The sequence below is a fragment of the Rhodoferax fermentans genome, from assembly GCF_002017865.1.
In the GTDB taxonomy this organism is placed as follows: Bacteria; Pseudomonadota; Gammaproteobacteria; order Burkholderiales; family Burkholderiaceae_C; genus Rhodoferax; species Rhodoferax fermentans.
Genome location: NZ_MTJN01000002.1, coordinates 2584765 through 2601823, shown reverse-complemented (window position 1 = coordinate 2601823; position 17059 = coordinate 2584765). Strand labels below are relative to the sequence as shown.

At 60.2% G+C, this 17059-nt stretch carries 18 protein-coding genes and 1 tRNA gene; 6 read left to right on the top strand and 13 right to left on the bottom strand.

Annotated features, from left to right (window positions below; translation table 11 throughout):
- Positions 1-22 precede the first annotated feature (22 nt).
- Positions 23-1105: a tRNA preQ1(34) S-adenosylmethionine ribosyltransferase-isomerase QueA gene (queA, locus tag RF819_RS12160; protein ID WP_078365237.1), complete on the top strand. Its 1083-nt coding sequence runs from the start codon at positions 23-25 to the stop codon at positions 1103-1105.
- Here the strand turns inward: queA and RF819_RS12155 are convergent.
- Positions 1102-3336 carry an esterase-like activity of phytase family protein gene (locus RF819_RS12155; protein ID WP_078365236.1) on the bottom strand — a complete coding sequence of 745 codons (2235 nt, stop codon included), beginning with the start codon at positions 3334-3336 and terminating at the stop codon, positions 1102-1104. The two genes, queA and RF819_RS12155, sit on opposite strands and share 4 nt — an antisense overlap.
- Positions 3337-3488: 152 nt before the next feature.
- Between RF819_RS12155 and tgt the strand changes: the two genes are divergently transcribed.
- On the top strand, positions 3489-4694 hold the full coding sequence (gene tgt / locus RF819_RS12150; RefSeq protein ID WP_078365235.1) for a tRNA guanosine(34) transglycosylase Tgt: 1206 nt from the start codon (positions 3489-3491) through the stop codon (positions 4692-4694).
- 24 nt (positions 4695-4718) lie between these two features.
- On the opposite strand, the gene RF819_RS12145 is transcribed toward tgt, so the two are convergent.
- The gene (locus tag RF819_RS12145) at positions 4719-5558 is read right to left on the bottom strand and encodes a hypothetical protein (RefSeq protein WP_078365234.1); all 840 of its coding nucleotides are present in this window, start codon (positions 5556-5558) and stop codon (positions 4719-4721) included.
- A 57-nt stretch (positions 5559-5615) separates the two neighbouring features.
- Complete coding sequence (locus RF819_RS12140; protein WP_420853887.1) at positions 5616-6197, bottom strand: tetratricopeptide repeat protein; 582 nt, start codon at positions 6195-6197, stop codon at positions 5616-5618.
- A gap of 242 nt (positions 6198-6439) precedes the next feature.
- On the opposite strand from RF819_RS12140, the gene RF819_RS12135 reads away from it, so the two are divergent.
- Positions 6440-6964, top strand: coding sequence for a hypothetical protein (locus tag RF819_RS12135; RefSeq protein ID WP_207160800.1), 525 nt, complete (start codon positions 6440-6442; stop codon positions 6962-6964).
- 143 nt (positions 6965-7107) lie between these two features.
- Here the strand turns inward: RF819_RS12135 and RF819_RS12130 are convergent.
- The 4 genes from RF819_RS12130 to RF819_RS12115 form a co-directional block, all read right to left on the bottom strand.
- Positions 7108-7183, bottom strand: a tRNA-Arg gene (locus tag RF819_RS12130).
- A gap of 199 nt (positions 7184-7382) precedes the next feature.
- Positions 7383-7922, bottom strand: a complete 540-nt coding sequence (locus RF819_RS12125) for a DUF2946 family protein (protein ID WP_078365232.1) — start codon at positions 7920-7922, stop codon at positions 7383-7385.
- On the bottom strand, positions 7915-8901 hold the full coding sequence (locus RF819_RS12120) for a YheT family hydrolase (RefSeq protein WP_078365231.1): 987 nt from the start codon (positions 8899-8901) through the stop codon (positions 7915-7917). The genes RF819_RS12125 and RF819_RS12120 overlap by 8 nt, the downstream gene beginning before the upstream one ends.
- 38 nt (positions 8902-8939) lie before the next feature.
- Complete coding sequence (locus RF819_RS12115) at positions 8940-9389, bottom strand: YybH family protein (protein WP_078365230.1); 450 nt, start codon at positions 9387-9389, stop codon at positions 8940-8942.
- A 158-nt stretch (positions 9390-9547) separates the two neighbouring features.
- Between RF819_RS12115 and RF819_RS12110 the strand changes: the two genes are divergently transcribed.
- The 3 genes from RF819_RS12110 to RF819_RS12100 are packed head-to-tail and all read left to right on the top strand — an operon-like array spanning position 9548 to position 11555.
- Positions 9548-10141: a LemA family protein gene (locus RF819_RS12110; protein ID WP_078365229.1), complete on the top strand. Its 594-nt coding sequence runs from the start codon at positions 9548-9550 to the stop codon at positions 10139-10141.
- Positions 10138-11034, top strand: a complete 897-nt coding sequence (locus RF819_RS12105; protein WP_078365228.1) for a TPM domain-containing protein — start codon at positions 10138-10140, stop codon at positions 11032-11034. The genes RF819_RS12110 and RF819_RS12105 overlap by 4 nt, the downstream gene beginning before the upstream one ends.
- Positions 11034-11555 carry a TPM domain-containing protein gene (locus RF819_RS12100; RefSeq protein WP_078365227.1) on the top strand — a complete coding sequence of 174 codons (522 nt, stop codon included), beginning with the start codon at positions 11034-11036 and terminating at the stop codon, positions 11553-11555. Before RF819_RS12105 ends, RF819_RS12100 begins: the two co-directional genes overlap by 1 nt.
- Positions 11556-11611: 56 nt before the next feature.
- Here the strand turns inward: RF819_RS12100 and RF819_RS12095 are convergent, their stop codons facing one another.
- Genes RF819_RS12095 through RF819_RS12070 form a run of 6 tightly spaced genes read right to left on the bottom strand, consistent with a single transcriptional unit; the run spans position 11612 to position 17051 of the window.
- Positions 11612-12028 carry a F0F1 ATP synthase subunit epsilon gene (locus RF819_RS12095; RefSeq protein WP_078365226.1) on the bottom strand — a complete coding sequence of 139 codons (417 nt, stop codon included), beginning with the start codon at positions 12026-12028 and terminating at the stop codon, positions 11612-11614.
- Between the two features lie 12 nt (positions 12029-12040).
- On the bottom strand, positions 12041-13468 hold the full coding sequence (gene atpD, locus RF819_RS12090) for a F0F1 ATP synthase subunit beta (RefSeq protein ID WP_078365225.1): 1428 nt from the start codon (positions 13466-13468) through the stop codon (positions 12041-12043).
- 43 nt (positions 13469-13511) lie between these two features.
- Positions 13512-14408, bottom strand: a complete 897-nt coding sequence (gene atpG / locus RF819_RS12085; protein ID WP_078365224.1) for a F0F1 ATP synthase subunit gamma — start codon at positions 14406-14408, stop codon at positions 13512-13514.
- A gap of 31 nt (positions 14409-14439) precedes the next feature.
- On the bottom strand, positions 14440-15993 hold the full coding sequence (gene atpA / locus RF819_RS12080) for a F0F1 ATP synthase subunit alpha (protein ID WP_078365223.1): 1554 nt from the start codon (positions 15991-15993) through the stop codon (positions 14440-14442).
- A gap of 47 nt (positions 15994-16040) precedes the next feature.
- Positions 16041-16571 (bottom strand): F0F1 ATP synthase subunit delta, encoded by a 531-nt coding sequence (locus tag RF819_RS12075; protein ID WP_078365222.1) that lies wholly within the window; start codon positions 16569-16571, stop codon positions 16041-16043.
- Between the two features lie 9 nt (positions 16572-16580).
- Positions 16581-17051 (bottom strand): F0F1 ATP synthase subunit B, encoded by a 471-nt coding sequence (locus RF819_RS12070; protein WP_078365221.1) that lies wholly within the window; start codon positions 17049-17051, stop codon positions 16581-16583.
- Positions 17052-17059 lie beyond the last annotated feature (8 nt).

Genomic DNA, 17059 nt, shown 5'->3' with positions numbered 1-17059 from the left:
GCCTGTCCGCCCCTCAAGCACCATGAATACATCCTCCCCAAGCGCCCCGCGCAGCTTCACCCTCAGTGACTTTGACTTCCAGCTGCCGCCCGAGCTGATTGCCCAACACCCGGCGCCTGAGCGCAGCGGCTCGCGCCTGCTGGACGGCCGCAGCGCCAGCCCGGTAGACCGCGTGTTCAGGGATTTGCCGGCGTTGCTGCAACCCGGCGACCTGATGGTCTTCAACGACACCCAGGTCATGAACGCCCGCCTGTTTGGTGAAAAACCCACTGGCGGCAAACTCGAACTGCTGGTGGAGCGGGTGCTGGGTGGCAACCAGGTGGCCGCCCACATGCGCGTCAGCAAAAAGCCCGAGGTTGGCACCACCGTGGCCCTGGTGAGTGCGCCCGGCAGCACGGACCACCTGAGCGCCACCCTGCTGGGCCGCTGGCCCGATGAACAGGGTGCGTTATTTCGCTTTGTGCTGTCCAACGATGCGGGTGACGACCCCTACACCCTGATGAGCCGCCATGGCCATGTGCCTTTGCCACCCTACATCACCCATACCGACTCGGAAGAGGACGCCCGGCGTTACCAGACGGTGTTCGCCAAAAACCCGGGGGCGGTGGCGGCCCCGACGGCAGCCCTGCATTTTGACGAGGCTTTGTTGGCACAAATTGACGCGCTGGGGGTGCAACGCGCCCAGGTCACGCTGCATGTGGGCGCCGGCACGTTTCAACCGGTCAAGACCGAGAACCTGTCCGAACATCAGATGCACAGCGAGTGGTACGAGGTGCCTGCGTCCACCCAGCAGGCGATTGCCGATTGCCGGGCCCGTGGTGGACGCATCGTGGCCGTGGGCACCACCACCGTGCGCACACTGGAGTCCTGGGCGCAATCGGGCACCAGCACTGGCGACACCCGCATCTTCATCACCCCAGGCTTTGAGTTCAGACAAGTCGACGCATTGATCACCAACTTCCACCTGCCCAAGTCCAGCCTGATGATGTTGGTGAGCGCCTTTGCGGGTTATGAGCACATCATGGCGCTGTACGCCCACGCCATCCAGGAAAAGTACCGGTTCTTCAGCTATGGCGACGCCATGCTGCTGACCCGCCAGCCTTAACGCAGGCCAGGCAACTGGCCCAAACGCAGGAACTGCGTTTCACCACTGGCGCCACCCTCCACACCGTCGTTGTCGGTCACGGCAAACGCCTGGCCGGTGACGTCCACCGCAAAACTCTCGACCTTGTCGAGCACATGGCCGTGTTGTTTTTGCAAATCAGGCACCAGATCACGCACCAGGCGCTTGTGCACCACCGGCACGTTGGCATCCCCTGGCGCAGCAGGTTGCAACCCAGCCACAGAGAAGGCTTTGAGTGTTTTGAGGGATTGGTCGCCAAACTGGTTGTCACGCTCGATCACCACAAAGTTGTCGTTACCGACGGCTGTGATCTCCGACAGCCCTACCCAGCCACCGGCCACCGCCGTGGTGTCGAGCGGGTAGTGCAGCACACCCCAGGTCTGGGTGGCCGGGGTGTAGCGCAGAATCTTCACCATCCCCTTGGGGTCGTCCTTCCACTCCCGCTGTACCGCCAGCCACACCTGCTCCTGTGCACCTTCACCGGTGGTAGTGACCCCTTCCAAGCCAAAACGCACAGCGTGGTGGCTCAGGCTCTCGGGCAAGCTGATTTCTTCCTGCACTTCGCCCTTGGTATTCACCCGGACCAGCATGTCTTTGAGAGGACCTGACTTCTTGTCAGGGTCACCCTCCGAGGCGATCCAGAAACCGCCGTCGGCACGCTGCGCGATGCCTTCACCGTCAAAACCCACCGGTTTGCCGTCCTTGGTCACACTGATCGCGGCGGAGATGAGCGCCGGACTGAAGTTGGCGTCGATCTGCAGAATGCGTGTTGTGGCATAAGCGCTGTCGGTCACCGCCCACAAACGTCCCGCTTTCTGGCGATCGGCAGAGAAGCCAGACAGCGCACCCCAAGGAATCGGTGTGCCGCTGGCGCTGTCGCTCGACATCAGCGTGGGATAGGCAGGCAGTTCGGTGCCGCGCTGGTAAATCATCACACTGGCACGGGCCGCACCGTCGTTTTCACTGGCCACCACCAGCAGGTTTCTCTGAGGGATAGCCAACAGACCTTCGGGGCCACTGCCTGCGGGCAAGGCCTGCAGGTACTGCGGTGGCTGGCCAGCGCCCCGATCACGCCACACCGTGACCAGTGAGGAGCGCTCCGAACCCACAAAAATCAGACGATCCTTGCCAAACATACCCACCTCCACACTCTCGGGCTCATTGCCTTTGGCGCCCGAGCGTGCTTCTGGATAGTGACCCAGGCGGATCGCCTCATGGTCCAGGAAGTTGCCACTGTCCCAGGCCAGGGTGCTGTCGGTGTTAAAGATGGAAAAGCTGCGCGAACCACCCTTGTAATCCCCTTCATTGGCGGTGACAAAACGTTTGTCATCGAGCCAAGCCACCGCGTCGGGTTCACGCAGCACACCGGTCAAGCTGCCGGTGGGCTGGATGTTGCCGTCACGTTTGGTGTCCACTTCCTTGAGGTTCACCGTGCCCGCAGAGAAGTGTTTGAGCACCGCCCGTTTGGCCACGTCCACCAGCACCAGGTGGTTGTTCTCTTGCAAGGACACCACAGCCACCCCCTGGCGATTGACCTTGACAAATTCGGGCTCCGGGTCAGTCGGCGCAATCTCGGCCAAACCGGCCAGAGACACCGGGTGCAGCCGCGTGCAATCCGGCAAACCTTGGGCATCCAAGGGCACGATGCTGAGGTTGCCACCGGGCAGCTGGGGAATGGCGCCCTTGTTGAGCTTTTCATCACGTTCGTTCTCGATCACGATCACCGCATGTTTGGCCCCAGCATCCAGGGCAATCGAATCAGGCTGGCCGCGCAGCGGGCATTGGGCGACCAGCTTGCGGCTGGCAAAGTCCAGCACCGCCAGGTGACCTTCGGGTTGGTCAAACTGGCGGGTGGAACTCACCACCGCCAGCACCTTGCCGTGGGCAAACACCACCGAGGTCGGCTCACCATCGACCGGTACAAACCCTGCTGGTTTGGGCTGAGACGGCTTGCTGATGTCAATAAAACCAATGCCTTGCTGTTCACCATCGGTGTAGGCCAGCCAACGGCCATCGGCACTGGCGGCCACAATTTCGGCCACCGACTTTTTGCTGACGGCGCGGCCTTCGGGCACATTGCGGTAGGCCTCGAAAGTGGCCACGCGGTTGAAATAGCCACCCGTCGTGGCGGCGGGTTGTGCCCAAACGGGCATCAGGGCTTGTGCGCAAGCCAGCACCAGGGCGACCTGGATCGGGGAACGTGAACGTGACATGGGTTATTCCTAAAGTAAAAGGCGGGTGACACAGCGCCTGCTGTCACCTGCGCAAGGGAAAATCCTATGTCGATCACGTGACGATTTGGTGACACAGCCCGACTGAACAGCACCCGGCACGCGACGATGCCACGATCAAAGACAATAGCCCCATGCTCACATTCGACCTGCTCCATACCGACCCCGCCAACGCTGACACTGGCTACGCGGGCTCCCACGCGCGCCGTGGCACCCTGACCCTCAACCATGGCGTGGTGCAAACCCCGATCTTCATGCCGGTGGGCACCTACGGCACCGTCAAGGGTGTGATGCCCTCCAGCCTGGAAGACATGGGCGCACAAATCATCCTGGGCAACACGTTTCATCTGTGGATGCGCCCGGGGCAAGACGTGATGCAGAGTTTTGGCGGCCTGCACGGTTTTGAGCGCTGGAACAAGCCGATCCTGACCGACTCGGGCGGTTTTCAGGTCTGGAGCCTGGGTGCCATGCGCAAAATCACCGAACAAGGGGTGCACTTTTCCAGCCCAGTCAACGGCGACAAACTCTTCATGTCGCCCGAAGTGTCGATGCAGATCCAGACCACGCTGAACTCCGACATCGTGATGCAGCTTGACGAATGCACGCCGTATCTGTCGGTCGAACCCAAAACCAAGGGCCAGATCACCACCGAGCGCGAGGCCCGCACCAGCATGGAAATGAGCCTGCGCTGGGCCAAACGCAGCCAGGACGAGTTTGCCCGGCTGGAGAACCCCAACGCCTTGTTTGGTATTGTGCAAGGCGGCATGTTCGAGCACCTGCGCCAGGAGTCACTGGAAGCCCTGGTTGCCATGAACTTCCCCGGTTACGCCGTGGGTGGTGTCAGTGTGGGCGAACCCAAGGACGAGATGTTGCGCATCATGGCGCACAGTCCACACCGCCTGCCGACCAACAAACCGCGCTACCTGATGGGTGTTGGCACACCGGAAGATCTGGTCGAAGGTGTGGCCCAAGGCGTGGACATGTTCGACTGCGTGATGCCCACGCGCAACGCCCGCAACGGCACGTTATTCACGCGTTATGGCGACCTCAAAATCCGCAACGCCCGCCACAAGACCGACCACGGCCCGCTAGACCCCACCTGCACTTGTTACGCCTGCAAAGGCGTCACGCGGCCGGACGGTTCAGTGAGCGGTGGCTTCAGCCGCGCCTACCTGCACCACCTGGACCGCTGCGCCGAAATGCTCAGCCCGATGCTCTCGAGCATCCACAACCTGCACTACTACCTGAACCTGATGGCCGAGATCCGCGCATCGCTGGAGAGTGGCACCTTTGGCGCTTTCCGCGCCCAGTTCAAGGCAGACCGGGCGCGTGGGGTGTAAGGTTCAGGATGTGTGTGCTTGTGTTTATTTCCCGACCTTGAGCACACCGCCCTTGCCTAGGCCGCCCTTAACTTCTTGCGCCTTGTAGTTGCGCAACGAGATCACCATGCTGTTGTAGGCATCCACAAACGCAGCCACCGTGGCCTTGCCAGCCGGTGTGCGCGAGAAACCGCTCAGCCCGCCCGCCGCACCACCGCCAAACGCGCCCAGGGCCGCACCAAAGTTGGTGGCGGTGGCATTGCCTTGTGAAATGGCAATCTGCACACCCGAGCGGATGTCAAACATCGTCATCGTCACCACCGAAGCCTTGCTTTCCATCGAGCCCGCAATGGCGCCGAAGGTACCACCCAACATGCCGCCCAAGGAGCCTGCCAGTTTGCCAGTGGAGTCGTTGTCGATGATGATGGCTGGCTCCAGGTAGTAGTCAGCCGCCACGCGCTGTCCTTTTTGCTGTTTCGACCCAGCACGGAACTCACCCGAGTTGCGTTGTTTGTCGGTGATCGACGAAATCTTGCTCTCAGTCTTGTTGTTGCCAATGGACGTGATCACAAAGCAGTTCGACTGCTGCACAGCCAGGCGCAGCAGCGGCTCAATGGTGGTGACCTGGGTGGCTGCGCCAAAGCTGGCAAACCATTCCTTGCCGCGACCATCGTCCACCGCCAAGGTGCCCAGCGGCGCATCGCAGCGCTCCAGACTGGGATCGGCCCCCACGCTGGTGCCGCCAGCTGCTGCGCCTTTGACGGCAGTGGTGCTGGAGGAGGCTTCGGCACCCGTGGTCACGGTACCACCGGGTGTGACACAGCCGGCCAAAGCCAGCAAAGCAGCCAATGCGGTCAAACGCAGGGAGGACGAGGACTTGTTCATATGGATCGACTTTCTCTCAAGGTAGTTGGATAAAGGGCGCTTCGGATTATCGGCGGCTCAGCGGTAATACCAGCCACTCGGGGACCAGAACCAGTGGTAGGTATAAGCGCTGCCCCACCAGCCAGGCCATGCCTTTCGATCTGCTTCACGTTGCTGGAACGACTCCTGTTCGGACTTTTGGGCGGAACGCGCTTGTGACAGCAATTTGCGGGCTTCTTTATTACCCCGCTCGGCGGCAAGTGACAGCCATTTTTCAGCCTCAGCCGGGTCAGAGCCCATCTCCTCCAGCCCCATCAGATACAAGCGGCCCAAGGCTAGCCAGGCCGCAGGCACACCCCGCTCACCGGCGTCACGCATCCACTGCAGCGCCTGATAGCTGTCTCGGCGCACACCGTCACCTCGAAAGTAGCGCAGCGCCAAGTCATATGCAGCGCGGGGGTCTTTGCTGGCGATGTCGGTCAGCGCTGCCAGACGGCGCGTTTCTTCCGGGTTGTCGTCGCGCAAGGGGTCAAAGGTGGCGCTGTCGCGCGGTCGGTCCGAGCATCCGGTGTTGTCACAAATGCGGATCATCGGTTCTGGCGTTTGTGCGCTGGCGGCACCAACCATCAGCAACACGCTAAGCAGCAAAAACTTCATCAAGCAGTCTCCCTTCAATCGAACGTATGGGGCTGGCTAGGGCAGCAAATATTCAAACACATGCAACACAGGATTGGCACAAACACGACCACTTTTGACACCAACTGTTGGCCCCGACCGACAACTGTCCTGTTGTCAAAGCGCTGCCATCGGCGGCGGCAGGGTACTGTCTGCGCAACCTGACGCATTTCGGGCACACACTTGCCCATGGTTGGGCCAGTCATTTTCTCAGGTACAAAGAGGTCATGAGCACAACACCTGCCAAGCCCGCCCGCATCATCTCTCTGCCGCTTCGCCTGCTCAAAGCGGTATTGGCAGGCCTGTTGGCACTGCTGATCCTGTTTGAGGAATGGGGTTGGGAGCCGCTGCAGCGTGCGCTGGCCTGGGTCGGGCGGATACCGGGCTTGCGCTGGCTGGAGCGGCACATCGCCGCCCTGCCACCCTACGCGGCACTGGCGCTGTTTCTGGTGCCCACGCTGATGCTGCTGCCGGTGAAACTGCTGGCGCTGTGGACGATCAGCCGGGGCAAGCTGGTATTGGGCACGCTGGTGATCCTGAGCGCCAAAGTACTGGGCACCGCCATCGTGGCGCGGCTGTTCACCCTGACCCAACCCGCACTGATGCAACTGCCCTGGTTTGCCCGCGCCTTCATGCGCTGGACGGTCTGGAAAAACGCGCTGCTGGCGCGGGTGCGCGCAAGCTGGCTCTGGCGGCTGGGACGGGTGATCAAGCGCCACGTCCAGCGGCGCTGGCAACGGCTGGTGTCTTAACGGTGCTTGCAGGAAGCTTCAAAAGCGGCGCAAATGCCATGGGATCGCTTGTGACCCCGGAGACAAGAAGAGACAAAAAAACCGCTGTGGCTTGAGCCAGAGCGGTTTTAGAGACTTCTTGATGTCACACTGACATGATCAGTTGGTGCGGCTGGCGGGGATCGAACCCACGACCCTTGGCTTCGGAGGCCAATACTCTATCCACTGAGCTACAGCCGCATGCTTGACGCGAACCGTGGATTGTAGGTGCTTTCCGAGCCTGGCCCGCACAGGGACCTCTTTGATACGGTTCTGTTTGAGCTGATCACCTCGGCCCCAGCTGCCTGGTAAACCGGCATTTTTTGAGGGGGATCACATCACCTTGCCCTGAATTCAAGATCATTTTGGCCTCCAGCCCTTATTTCAAAAGGGCATTCAGCTATACATTTTGCATAGCCATGGGACTGAGAACAAAACCGAACCGCTCTGGCACCTGTTGGCTCAGCACATCCTGGGGCAACCACAGGCCACGGTCTACCGCATCGGCGGCCAATCCCATGTCTTGGGTGTGCACCAGGCCAAAACCGGAGTCTGTCTGCAAAAACAGATGGCCTTGTTCGTCGAGCCAGCACGTCTGGACAGACGCATCGCGCCCGATGTGGTCCTTGACCGAGAAGTCGGCCTGCACCCGCCAGACCAGCGGCGCCATCTGCAGCTCCACAAACACCCGTTGCGGCCCGTTCTGGAAAAACCAGCGGCCCAGGCTGTCAGCGCTGTAGTTGCGGCCGATGAAGTCGATCAGTTTGTCGTGTTGCAACAGCGAGCCCTTGCTGCCCGGCAAGCCGCTGGCAAACGTACCGGCGGCCTGTGCCTGGTCATCACGCAGGTACCAGTTGCCACGCGTATCCAGCCCCAGCCAGCCGTAACAGTCAGGCACGTTGGGCCATTTGGCCATGGCCTGGTGGACGATGTCATCCATGGGGAGCTCCGTGTTGTGCCAGCCAGCCGCCCACCTGCTCGGGCAAGCTGCGCAGATGGCCGGGTGGTTGGCCTGCGGCAAAACCCACATGGCCACCATGGCGGGGCTGCCACAAGGTCACGTGGTGGCCCACATGGCGTCTGTGCGGCAGGCTGTGGCCGGGCACAAACGGGTCGTTCAGGGCGTTCACCAGCAGGGTAGGCACCTGGATGCTGGCCAACTGTGGTTTGGCCGAGGCCCGCGCCCAGTAGTCGTTGGTGTTTTTGAAGCCGTGCAACGGGGCGGTGAAGACATTGTCAAACGCATACAAGTCCTGGGCCGCCTGCAGCGCCTGTGCATCAAACAGGCCCGGGTGCTGGGCCAGCTTGCGCAGCGCCTTGGGTTTCATGCTGGCCAGGAACATGCGGGTGTAAATCTGCCGGTTCCAGCCGCGGCCGATGGCCCGGCCACTGGCCGCCAGATCTACCGGCGCGGAGATGCTCGCAACTGCATCCACCACCTGGCCCGCGCTCTGCCCGGCTTCTTCGGCCCAGCGCAACAAGGCGTTGCCGCCCAGCGACACACCCACCGCCAGGATGCGCCCATGGTGCTGGCGCCGCAAGGCCTGCAACACCCAGCCGATTTCCTCATAGTCGCCCGAGTGGTAAGCGCGCGGGGCCAGGTTGATCTGGCCACTGCAGCCCCGAAAATGTGGCACCACATAGTTGAAGCCCTGTTGCTGCGCATACTCGGCAAACGCCAGCGCGTAATGGCTGCGGGACGACCCCTCCAAGCCATGGAACATCACCAGCAAGGTGCCCGCTGGCGGTGTGTCCAACCAATCCAGATCGATGAAGTCAGCGTCCGGTGTGGTCCAGCGCTCGCGCCGGTAAGCTGTGGTCTTGGCCGTAGCCTGGGCCTGTTGGCGGCGCGCGTGGAGGGCCGGCCAGATGGTTTGCGCCTGCCCGCCTGGCAACCACCAGGGAGCTATGTAGTTCATAGCTACTTGTCCTTTATTGATAAGGGCTGGGGGCCAATTTAGTGCAGGACATGGGGTGGGTCAGAGATGTCCTCAGAGTCATGTGCGCCACCGGCGCTGACATGGTGGGCCACCATGCGCCAACCCTGGGTCGTCTTGAAATACACGTTGGTGGCAATGGCAAAGGCCTCAACCGAGCCCTCGCTGGTGAGGATGTCGAGGCGTTCCCGCACACTGTGCACCGCGCTGGTCATCGACTCGATCTTGCGCAGGGATTCCACCTGGATCCGCACCGCGCCGTGGCTGAGCACCATCTCAAAAGCGGCACGCACAGCACCCAGGCCCACCAGGCGCGGGCTGCCAGGGTGGATGCAGACGACATCGTCCTCATCGGCCCAGCAGGCCATCAGACGCTCGATGTCGCCGCTTTGCAGCGCCTCGTAGAAGCTGGCTTCCGTTTCGTCTGCGCTGCCACCGATGGCGGCGGGCTTTGGGGGTGCTTTGGACATGTGGGGGCCTGTTCAGATGGAGCCTGATTTTGCCTTTGCTTTGCAGCGCTGCGTCAACGCTACTGGCCAAATACACACACACCGGCCTTGAATTCCACGCCAACGCCACGAAGTGGCGAGGCAGGCCTGTGCTACCGTTGTCTTTTTTTCGCTGGGAGATGTCTATGAAACGCTGGTTCTTGGTGCTTGCTGCCACGCTGATGCTCGGTGGTTGTGGCTACAACGATTTTCAGAGTCTGGACGAACAGACCAAGTCCGCCTGGAGCGAGGTGCTCAACCAGTACCAGCGCCGCGCCGACCTGGTGCCCAATATTGTCGCCACCGTCAAGGGTGAAGCCGCGTTTGAGCAAGAGACCCTGACCAAGGTGATCGAAGCCCGCGCCAAAGCCACCTCGATCCAGGTGACCCCTGAGACGCTGAACGATCCAGAGGCCTTCAAAAAATTCCAGGCGGCCCAGGGTGAACTCGGGACGGCCTTGAGCCGCCTGATGGCCGTGTCGGAGCAATACCCCAACCTCAAGACCAACGAAGGTTTCAAAGACCTGCGTGTGCAACTGGAGGGCACAGAGAACCGTGTCACCGTGGCACGCAACCGCTACATCCAGGCGGTGCAGCAGTACAACGTGTTGGCCCGCAGTTTCCCGAGCAACCTGACCGCCATGGTGTTTGGTTACCACCCCAAGGAAGGTTTCACCGTGCAGAACGAGGCGGCGATAGCCACCCCGCCGGTGGTTGATTTCAACAAGAAATGAAACGCATCTTGGCGGGGTTTACCGCCTGTCTGCTGGGTTGGCTGTTGACGCTGGGGGTCGTCCTGGCGCAACAGGCCGTACCACCACTGACCGGCCATGTCGTCGACATAAGCGGCGCCCTGGGTGCCCCACAGCGGGAGCAACTGGAGACCAAACTCACGGCCTTTGAGCAGGCACGCGGCACCCAGTTGGTGCTGCTGCTGGTGCCAAGCACCCAGCCCGAGGACATCACCAGTTATGCCAACCGGGTTGGCAACAGCTGGAAGATCGGTCGCAAAGAGATCGGTGACGGTGTGTTGCTGGTGGTGGCCCTGAACGACCGGCGGGTACGCATTGAGGTGGCCAAAACCCTGGAAGGCGCCATTCCCGATCTGGCGGCCAAACGCATCATTGACCAGGCCATCACCCCGCGTTTTAAACAGGGGGATTACGCGGGTGGTCTGGACGTGGCGACCGACCAACTCATGGCGCTTGTCACCGGCGAGGCCCTGCCCGTGCCCAGCCAGGCGGGGACAAACAAGCAGACGGGTGACGACGGCTTCAACTGGATGGATTTGGGCATTTTCATGTTCATCGCGGTGCCGGTGGTGGGTGCTGTCACCAAACGCATCCTGGGCACGCGGCTCGGCTCGGTGGCCACGGGTGGTGTGGCCGGGTTCATCGCCTTGATACTCACCAGCAGCCTGCTGATCGCCGGACTGGCTGCTGTGGCTGCGCTGGTGTTCACCCTCCTGTCCGGTGTGTCCACAGGTAGCCGCAGCGGGTTTGGCGGCGGGGGTGGCAGCTTTGGCGGCGGTGGGTTCGGAGGCGGTTTTGGCAGCGGCGGTGGCGGCGGCTTCAGTTCAGGTGGCGGTGGCGACTTTGGCGGCGGCGGCGCCTCAGGAGACTGGTGATGTGGGTTCAACTCAAACGGCTTTTTAAACACCGCTGGCTGGCTGATGGCGCCGCCAGGCGTGCACTGCCACCTAGCACGCTGGAACGGCTGGCGCAAGCGGTCCGCCACAGCGAAACACAGCACAGCGGTGAAATCCGGATTTTTGTCGAAGCTGGCTTGCCGCTCAGTTACCTCTGGCGCGATGCGCCTTTGCCACACATCATCCGCCAGCGTGCACTGAGCCAGTTTGGCAAGCTGCGGGTCTGGGACACCGAGCACAACAACGGGGTGCTGATCTATCTGTTGCAGGCTGAACACGCCATCGAGATCGTGGCGGATCGGGGACTCAATGACAAAGTGTCTGCCGCCACCTGGCAGCATCTGCTGAGCGGCATGCGTGCTCACTTCCAACGGGGTGAGTTCGAAACGGGACTGACACAGACTGTGGCGGCGGTCTCGGGCTTGTTGCAGGCCCATTTCCCACTCGCCCCCGACGCGCACAACCCAAACGAGTTGCCCGACATGCCCACGCTGCGCTGAACCGCCCGGCCATAAAAAAACCCCGCATCGCGGGGTTTTTAGGGGAGCGGTACCGCTTATTTCTTGTTGCGGTACTTGCGCAAGGCGCTGATCTGGGCAGCCATGACCGCCAGCTCTGACGAGGCTTTGGCCAGATCCAGATCTGTCCTGGCGTTTTTGACGGCTTCCTCGGCAGCCAGTTTGGCTTCGTTGGCTTTTTCGTCGTCCAGGTCCTTGCCACGGATGGCGGTGTCCGACAGCACGGTCACGCAGTCAGGCTGGATTTCCAGAATGCCACCGGCCACAAAGACAAACTCTTCGGAACCGTCAGCCATTTCGATACGCACCGAGCCCGCTTTGACACGGGTGATCAGCGGTGTGTGGCGTGGATAAATGCCCAGTTCACCAGCTTCACCGGGCAAAGCCACAAAACGTGCTTCACCCGAGAAGATGGACTCTTCGGCACTGACCACATCAACGTGGATGGTGTTCATGGTGAAGCCGCCTTAGATCTTCTTGGCTTTTTCAAACGCTTCGTCGATGGTACCGACCATGTAGAACGCCTGTTCCGGCAGGTGGTCACACTCGCCAGCCACAATCATCTTGAAGCCACGGATGGTTTCCGCCAGCGACACGTATTTGCCGGGTGAACCGGTAAACACTTCAGCCACGTGGAACGGTTGGGACAGGAAACGCTGGATCTTGCGGGCACGGGCCACCGTCAGCTTGTCTTCAGGCGCCAATTCGTCCATGCCCAAGATGGCGATGATGTCGCGCAACTCTTTGTAACGCTGCAGCGTCCCTTGCACCGCACGGGCGGTTTCGTAGTGGTCCAGGCCCACCACGTTCGGGTCGAGCTGGCGGCTGGTGGAGTCCAGCGGGTCCACAGCGGGGTAAATACCGAGCGACGCGATGTCACGGCTCAGCACCACGGTGGAATCCAAGTGGGCAAAGGTAGTGGCTGGCGACGGGTCGGTCAAGTCATCCGCAGGCACGTAGACGGCTTGAATGGACGTGATGGAACCCACCTTGGTCGAGGTGATCCGCTCTTGCAAACGGCCCATTTCTTCGGCCAGTGTCGGCTGGTAACCCACAGCGGAAGGCATACGCCCCAAGAGCGCGGACACTTCGGTACCGGCCAGTGTGTAGCGGTAGATGTTGTCCACAAAGAACAACACGTCACGGCCTTCGTCACGGAAGGACTCGGCGATGGTCAGACCAGTCAAAGCCACGCGCAGACGGTTGCCCGGGGGCTCATTCATCTGGCCGTAGACCATGGACACCTTGGAGTCTTCGAGCTTCTCGAGGTTCACCACGCCGGAGTCGGCCATCTCGTGGTAGAAGTCATTGCCTTCACGGGTGCGTTCACCCACACCGGCAAACACCGACAGACCACTGTGTGCCTTGGCGATGTTGTTGATGAGTTCCATCATGTTCACGGTCTTGCCCACACCGGCACCACCGAACAGACCGACCTTGCCGCCCTTGGCGAACGGGCAAACCAGGTCAATCACCTTGATGCCGGTTTCCAACAGTTCTTGGGATGGGCTCAGTTCGTCGTAGACCGGCGCTTTGCGGTGGATCGACATGTGCAGGTCGGCGTTCACCGGGCCACGTTCATCGATCGGGTTACCCAGCACGTCCATGATGCGGCCCAAAGTGGCGCTGCCCACAGGCACTTGAATCGACTTGCCGGTGTTGGACACCATCAGACCACGGCGCAAACCGTCAGAAGAGCCCAGCGCAATGGTACGGACAATGCCGTCACCCAGTTGCTGTTGCACTTCAAGTGTCAGCGCGGAGCCTTCGAGCTTGAGCGCGTCATAAATGTTGGGCATGTGAGCGCGTGGAAATTCCACGTCGACCACGGCGCCGATGCACTGAACGATCTTGCCTTGCACAACTGCGTTCGTGTTGGTAGTTTCTTGAGCCATTTGGTTTTGCTCCAATAAATTTGAATCTTGCTTGACTGCCTGATCAGGCAGCAATGGCGGCGGCGCCGGAGACGATTTCTGACAACTCTTTGGTGATGGCGGCCTGGCGGGTCTTGTTGTAGACCAGCTTCAACTCACCAATCACATTGCCAGCGTTATCGGTAGCCGCCTTCATGGCGACCATGCGGGCGGCGTGCTCAGACGCCATGTTTTCGGCAACCGCCTGGAACACCAGCGCTTCCACGTAACGCACGATCAACTCATCAATGACCGTCTGCGCATCGGGTTCATAGATGTAGTCCCAGCCATGCTTGGTGCCCGACTTGGCTTCGCTGACGCGGGCCTCTTCACTCATTTGCACCGCCGACAAAGGCAGCAGCTGCTCCATGACCACTTCCTGCTTCATCGTGTTGATGAAACGGGTGTAGGTCAGGTACACCGCGCTGACTTCGCCTCTCTCATACGCATCCAGCAACACCTTGACCGGCCCGATCAAACGCTCCAAATGCGGCCGGTCACCCAGTTGGGTGACATGCGCCACCACTTTGGCACCGATGCGGTTGAGAAAACCCAGGCCCTTGTTGCCAACGGCCACAGCCTGGGTGGTCATGCCAGCGTTCTGCACATCGCGCAGCTTGTTGGTAACACCACGCAACACGTTGGTGTTGAGGCCGCCACACAAACCCTTGTCGGTGGTCACCACAATCATGCCAACTGCCTTGGCGTTGTTGGACTTCATGAACGGGTGGACATACTCCGGGTTGGCGCTGCCCAGATGGGCAGCGATGTTGCGGACTTTTTCAGTGTAGGGTCGGGCAGCACGCATGCGTTCCTGCGCTTTACGCATCTTGGAGACGGAAATCATCTCCATGGCCTTGGTGATCTTCTTCGTGCTTTCGAAGTTTTTGATCTTGCCGCGTATTTCCTTGCCAGTTGCCATATCAGTCTCCTAGTCTAGTTGCGAGGGGACTTCAGGCAAACGACTTCTTGAAAGCAGCAACGGCAGCGTTGAGTTCAGCCTCAGCATCCTTGTCCATGGCGCGGTCTGCTTCCAGCTTGGCCAGCAGTGCAGCATGTTTGTCTTTCAGATAAGCATGCAAGCCATGTTCGAACGCCAACACCTTGTTCACCGCGATGTCATCCAGGAAACCCTTGTTGACCGCAAACAACGTGGCACCCATGATGGAAATGGGCTGCGGGCTGTACTGAGCCTGCTTGAGCAACTCGGTCACGCGGGCACCACGGTCCAGCTGCTTGCGGGTGGCTTCGTCCAGGTCAGAGGCAAACTGGGCAAACGCAGCCAGTTCGCGGTACTGAGCCAAGTCGGTACGGATACCACCGGACAAGTTCTTGATCAGCTTGGTTTGTGCAGCACCACCCACGCGGGACACCGAAATACCGGCGTTGATCGCAGGACGGATACCAGCGTTGAACAAAGACGTTTCCAGGAAGATCTGGCCGTCGGTGATCGAAATCACGTTGGTAGGCACAAAGGCGGACACGTCACCTGCCTGGGTTTCAATGATGGGCAAGGCAGTCAAAGAACCGGTTTTGCCCTTAACGGCGCCCTTGGTGAAGGCTTCGACGTAGTCGGCATTCACACGAGCGGCGCGCTCGAGCAGACGGCTGTGGAGGTAAAACACGTCGCCAGGATAAGCTTCACGGCCTGGTGGGCGGCGCAACAGCAAGGACACCTGACGGTAAGCCACCGCTTGTTTGGACAGATCGTCATAAACGATCAGCGCATCTTCACCACGGTCACGGAAGTATTCACCCATGGTGCAACCGGAGTAAGCGGCCACATACTGCATGGCAGCAGACTCGGAAGCGGTTGCGGCCACCACAATGGTGTACTCCATGGCGCCAGCTTGTTCCAGCGAGCGCACCACGTTCTTGACGCTGGAGGCCTTTTGGCCAATCGCGACATAAACGCAGGTCATGTTCTGACCCTTCTGGTTGATGATCGCGTCAATCGCCACGGCGGTTTTGCCGGTCTGACGGTCACCAATGATCAACTCACGCTGACCACGACCCACAGGCACCATGGAGTCAATCGACTTCAGGCCGGTCTGCATGGGTTGGCTGACGGATTCACGGGCAATCACGCCCGGAGCCACTTTTTCAATCACGTCGGTCATCTTGGCGTTGATCGGACCCTTGCCGTCGATCGGCTGGCCCAAAGCATTCACCACACGGCCTTTGAGTTCGGGACCCACCGGCACTTCCAGAATACGGCCCGTGCATTTGACGGTGTCGCCTTCGGAAATGTGCTCGTAAGCACCCAACACCACGGCACCCACCGAGTCACGCTCCAGATTCAGCGCCAGGCCATAACTGGGCTGACCATCAGCGTCGGCCGGGAATTCCAGCATTTCGCCTTGCATGGCATCCGAGAGACCGTGAATACGGACGATACCGTCGGTCACGGACACCACCGTACCTTGATTGAGAATATCTGCGCTGGCAGACAGACCTTCAATACGGCTCTTGATCAGTTCAGAAATTTCTGCGGGATTGAGTTGCATGACTCTTTCCTTCTTTCATTAAATGGGCTGGCGGTTGCGGCAAAGCCTCAAGCCGTTAAAGCCACTTTCATTTGTTCCAAACGCGCCTTGACCGATGTGTCAAGAACTTCGTCACCTAAGACCACCCGGATGCCGCCAATCAGATCGGGCTGCAACTCAACCGTCAGATTGAGCTTGCGCCCAAACCGCTGCTCAAGCACCTTGGCTGTCTCAGCCAGGGCGGCGCCATCGATCGGGAAAGCACTGTAAACAACAGCATCACTAGTCCCGCTTTTGGCATTGGCCAGCACACGAAACTGCGATGCAATTTCAGGCAAAAAAGCCAGCCGGTTATTTGCGATCACCGTACGCAGGAAATTCTGTGCATGCACGTCCAAAGCCGTCTTCATGACACCAGAAATCACGCCGTACACCTGGTCCGAGGTCGCTTTCGGGCTGTCTGCAAACTGCAGCAACTGCGGCTCTGCGGCAACACAGGCCAGCTCATCGAGCCAGCCCAGTACCGTGTCGGCTTCAGCACCACAGGCTGCGAACAAAGCCTCAGCGTAAGGACGTGCAATAGTGGCAAGTTCAGCCATGTTGTTCTCTTAAAGCTCGGTCTTCAAACGGTTCAGCAAGTCAGCATGGACGCCAGCGTTGACTTCCTTGCGCAAGATCTGCTCTGCACCTTTGACAGCCAGTGCCGCAACCTGCTCACGCAGTACCTCGCGGGCCTTCACCGTCTGTTGCTCAGCCTCAGCTTTGGCAGCGGCAACAATCTTGCTGCCTTCTTCTGCGGCTTTGGCCTTGGCTTCTTCGATGATGCTCAGAGCACGGCGTTCGGCATCCGCCAAACGACCCGCTGTCTCGGTGCGCGACTTGACCAACTCTTCTTCCACACGCCGGTTGGCAGATGAAAGTTCGGCCTTGGCTTTGTCGGCAGCAGCCAGGCCTTCTGCGATTTTCTGGGCGCGTTCGTCCAGTGCTTTGGCTATCGGTGGCCACACGAGTTTCATCGTGAACATCACCAACAGGAAAAACACCACCATCTGCGCGAAGAATGTTGCGTTAATACTCACAACAACAC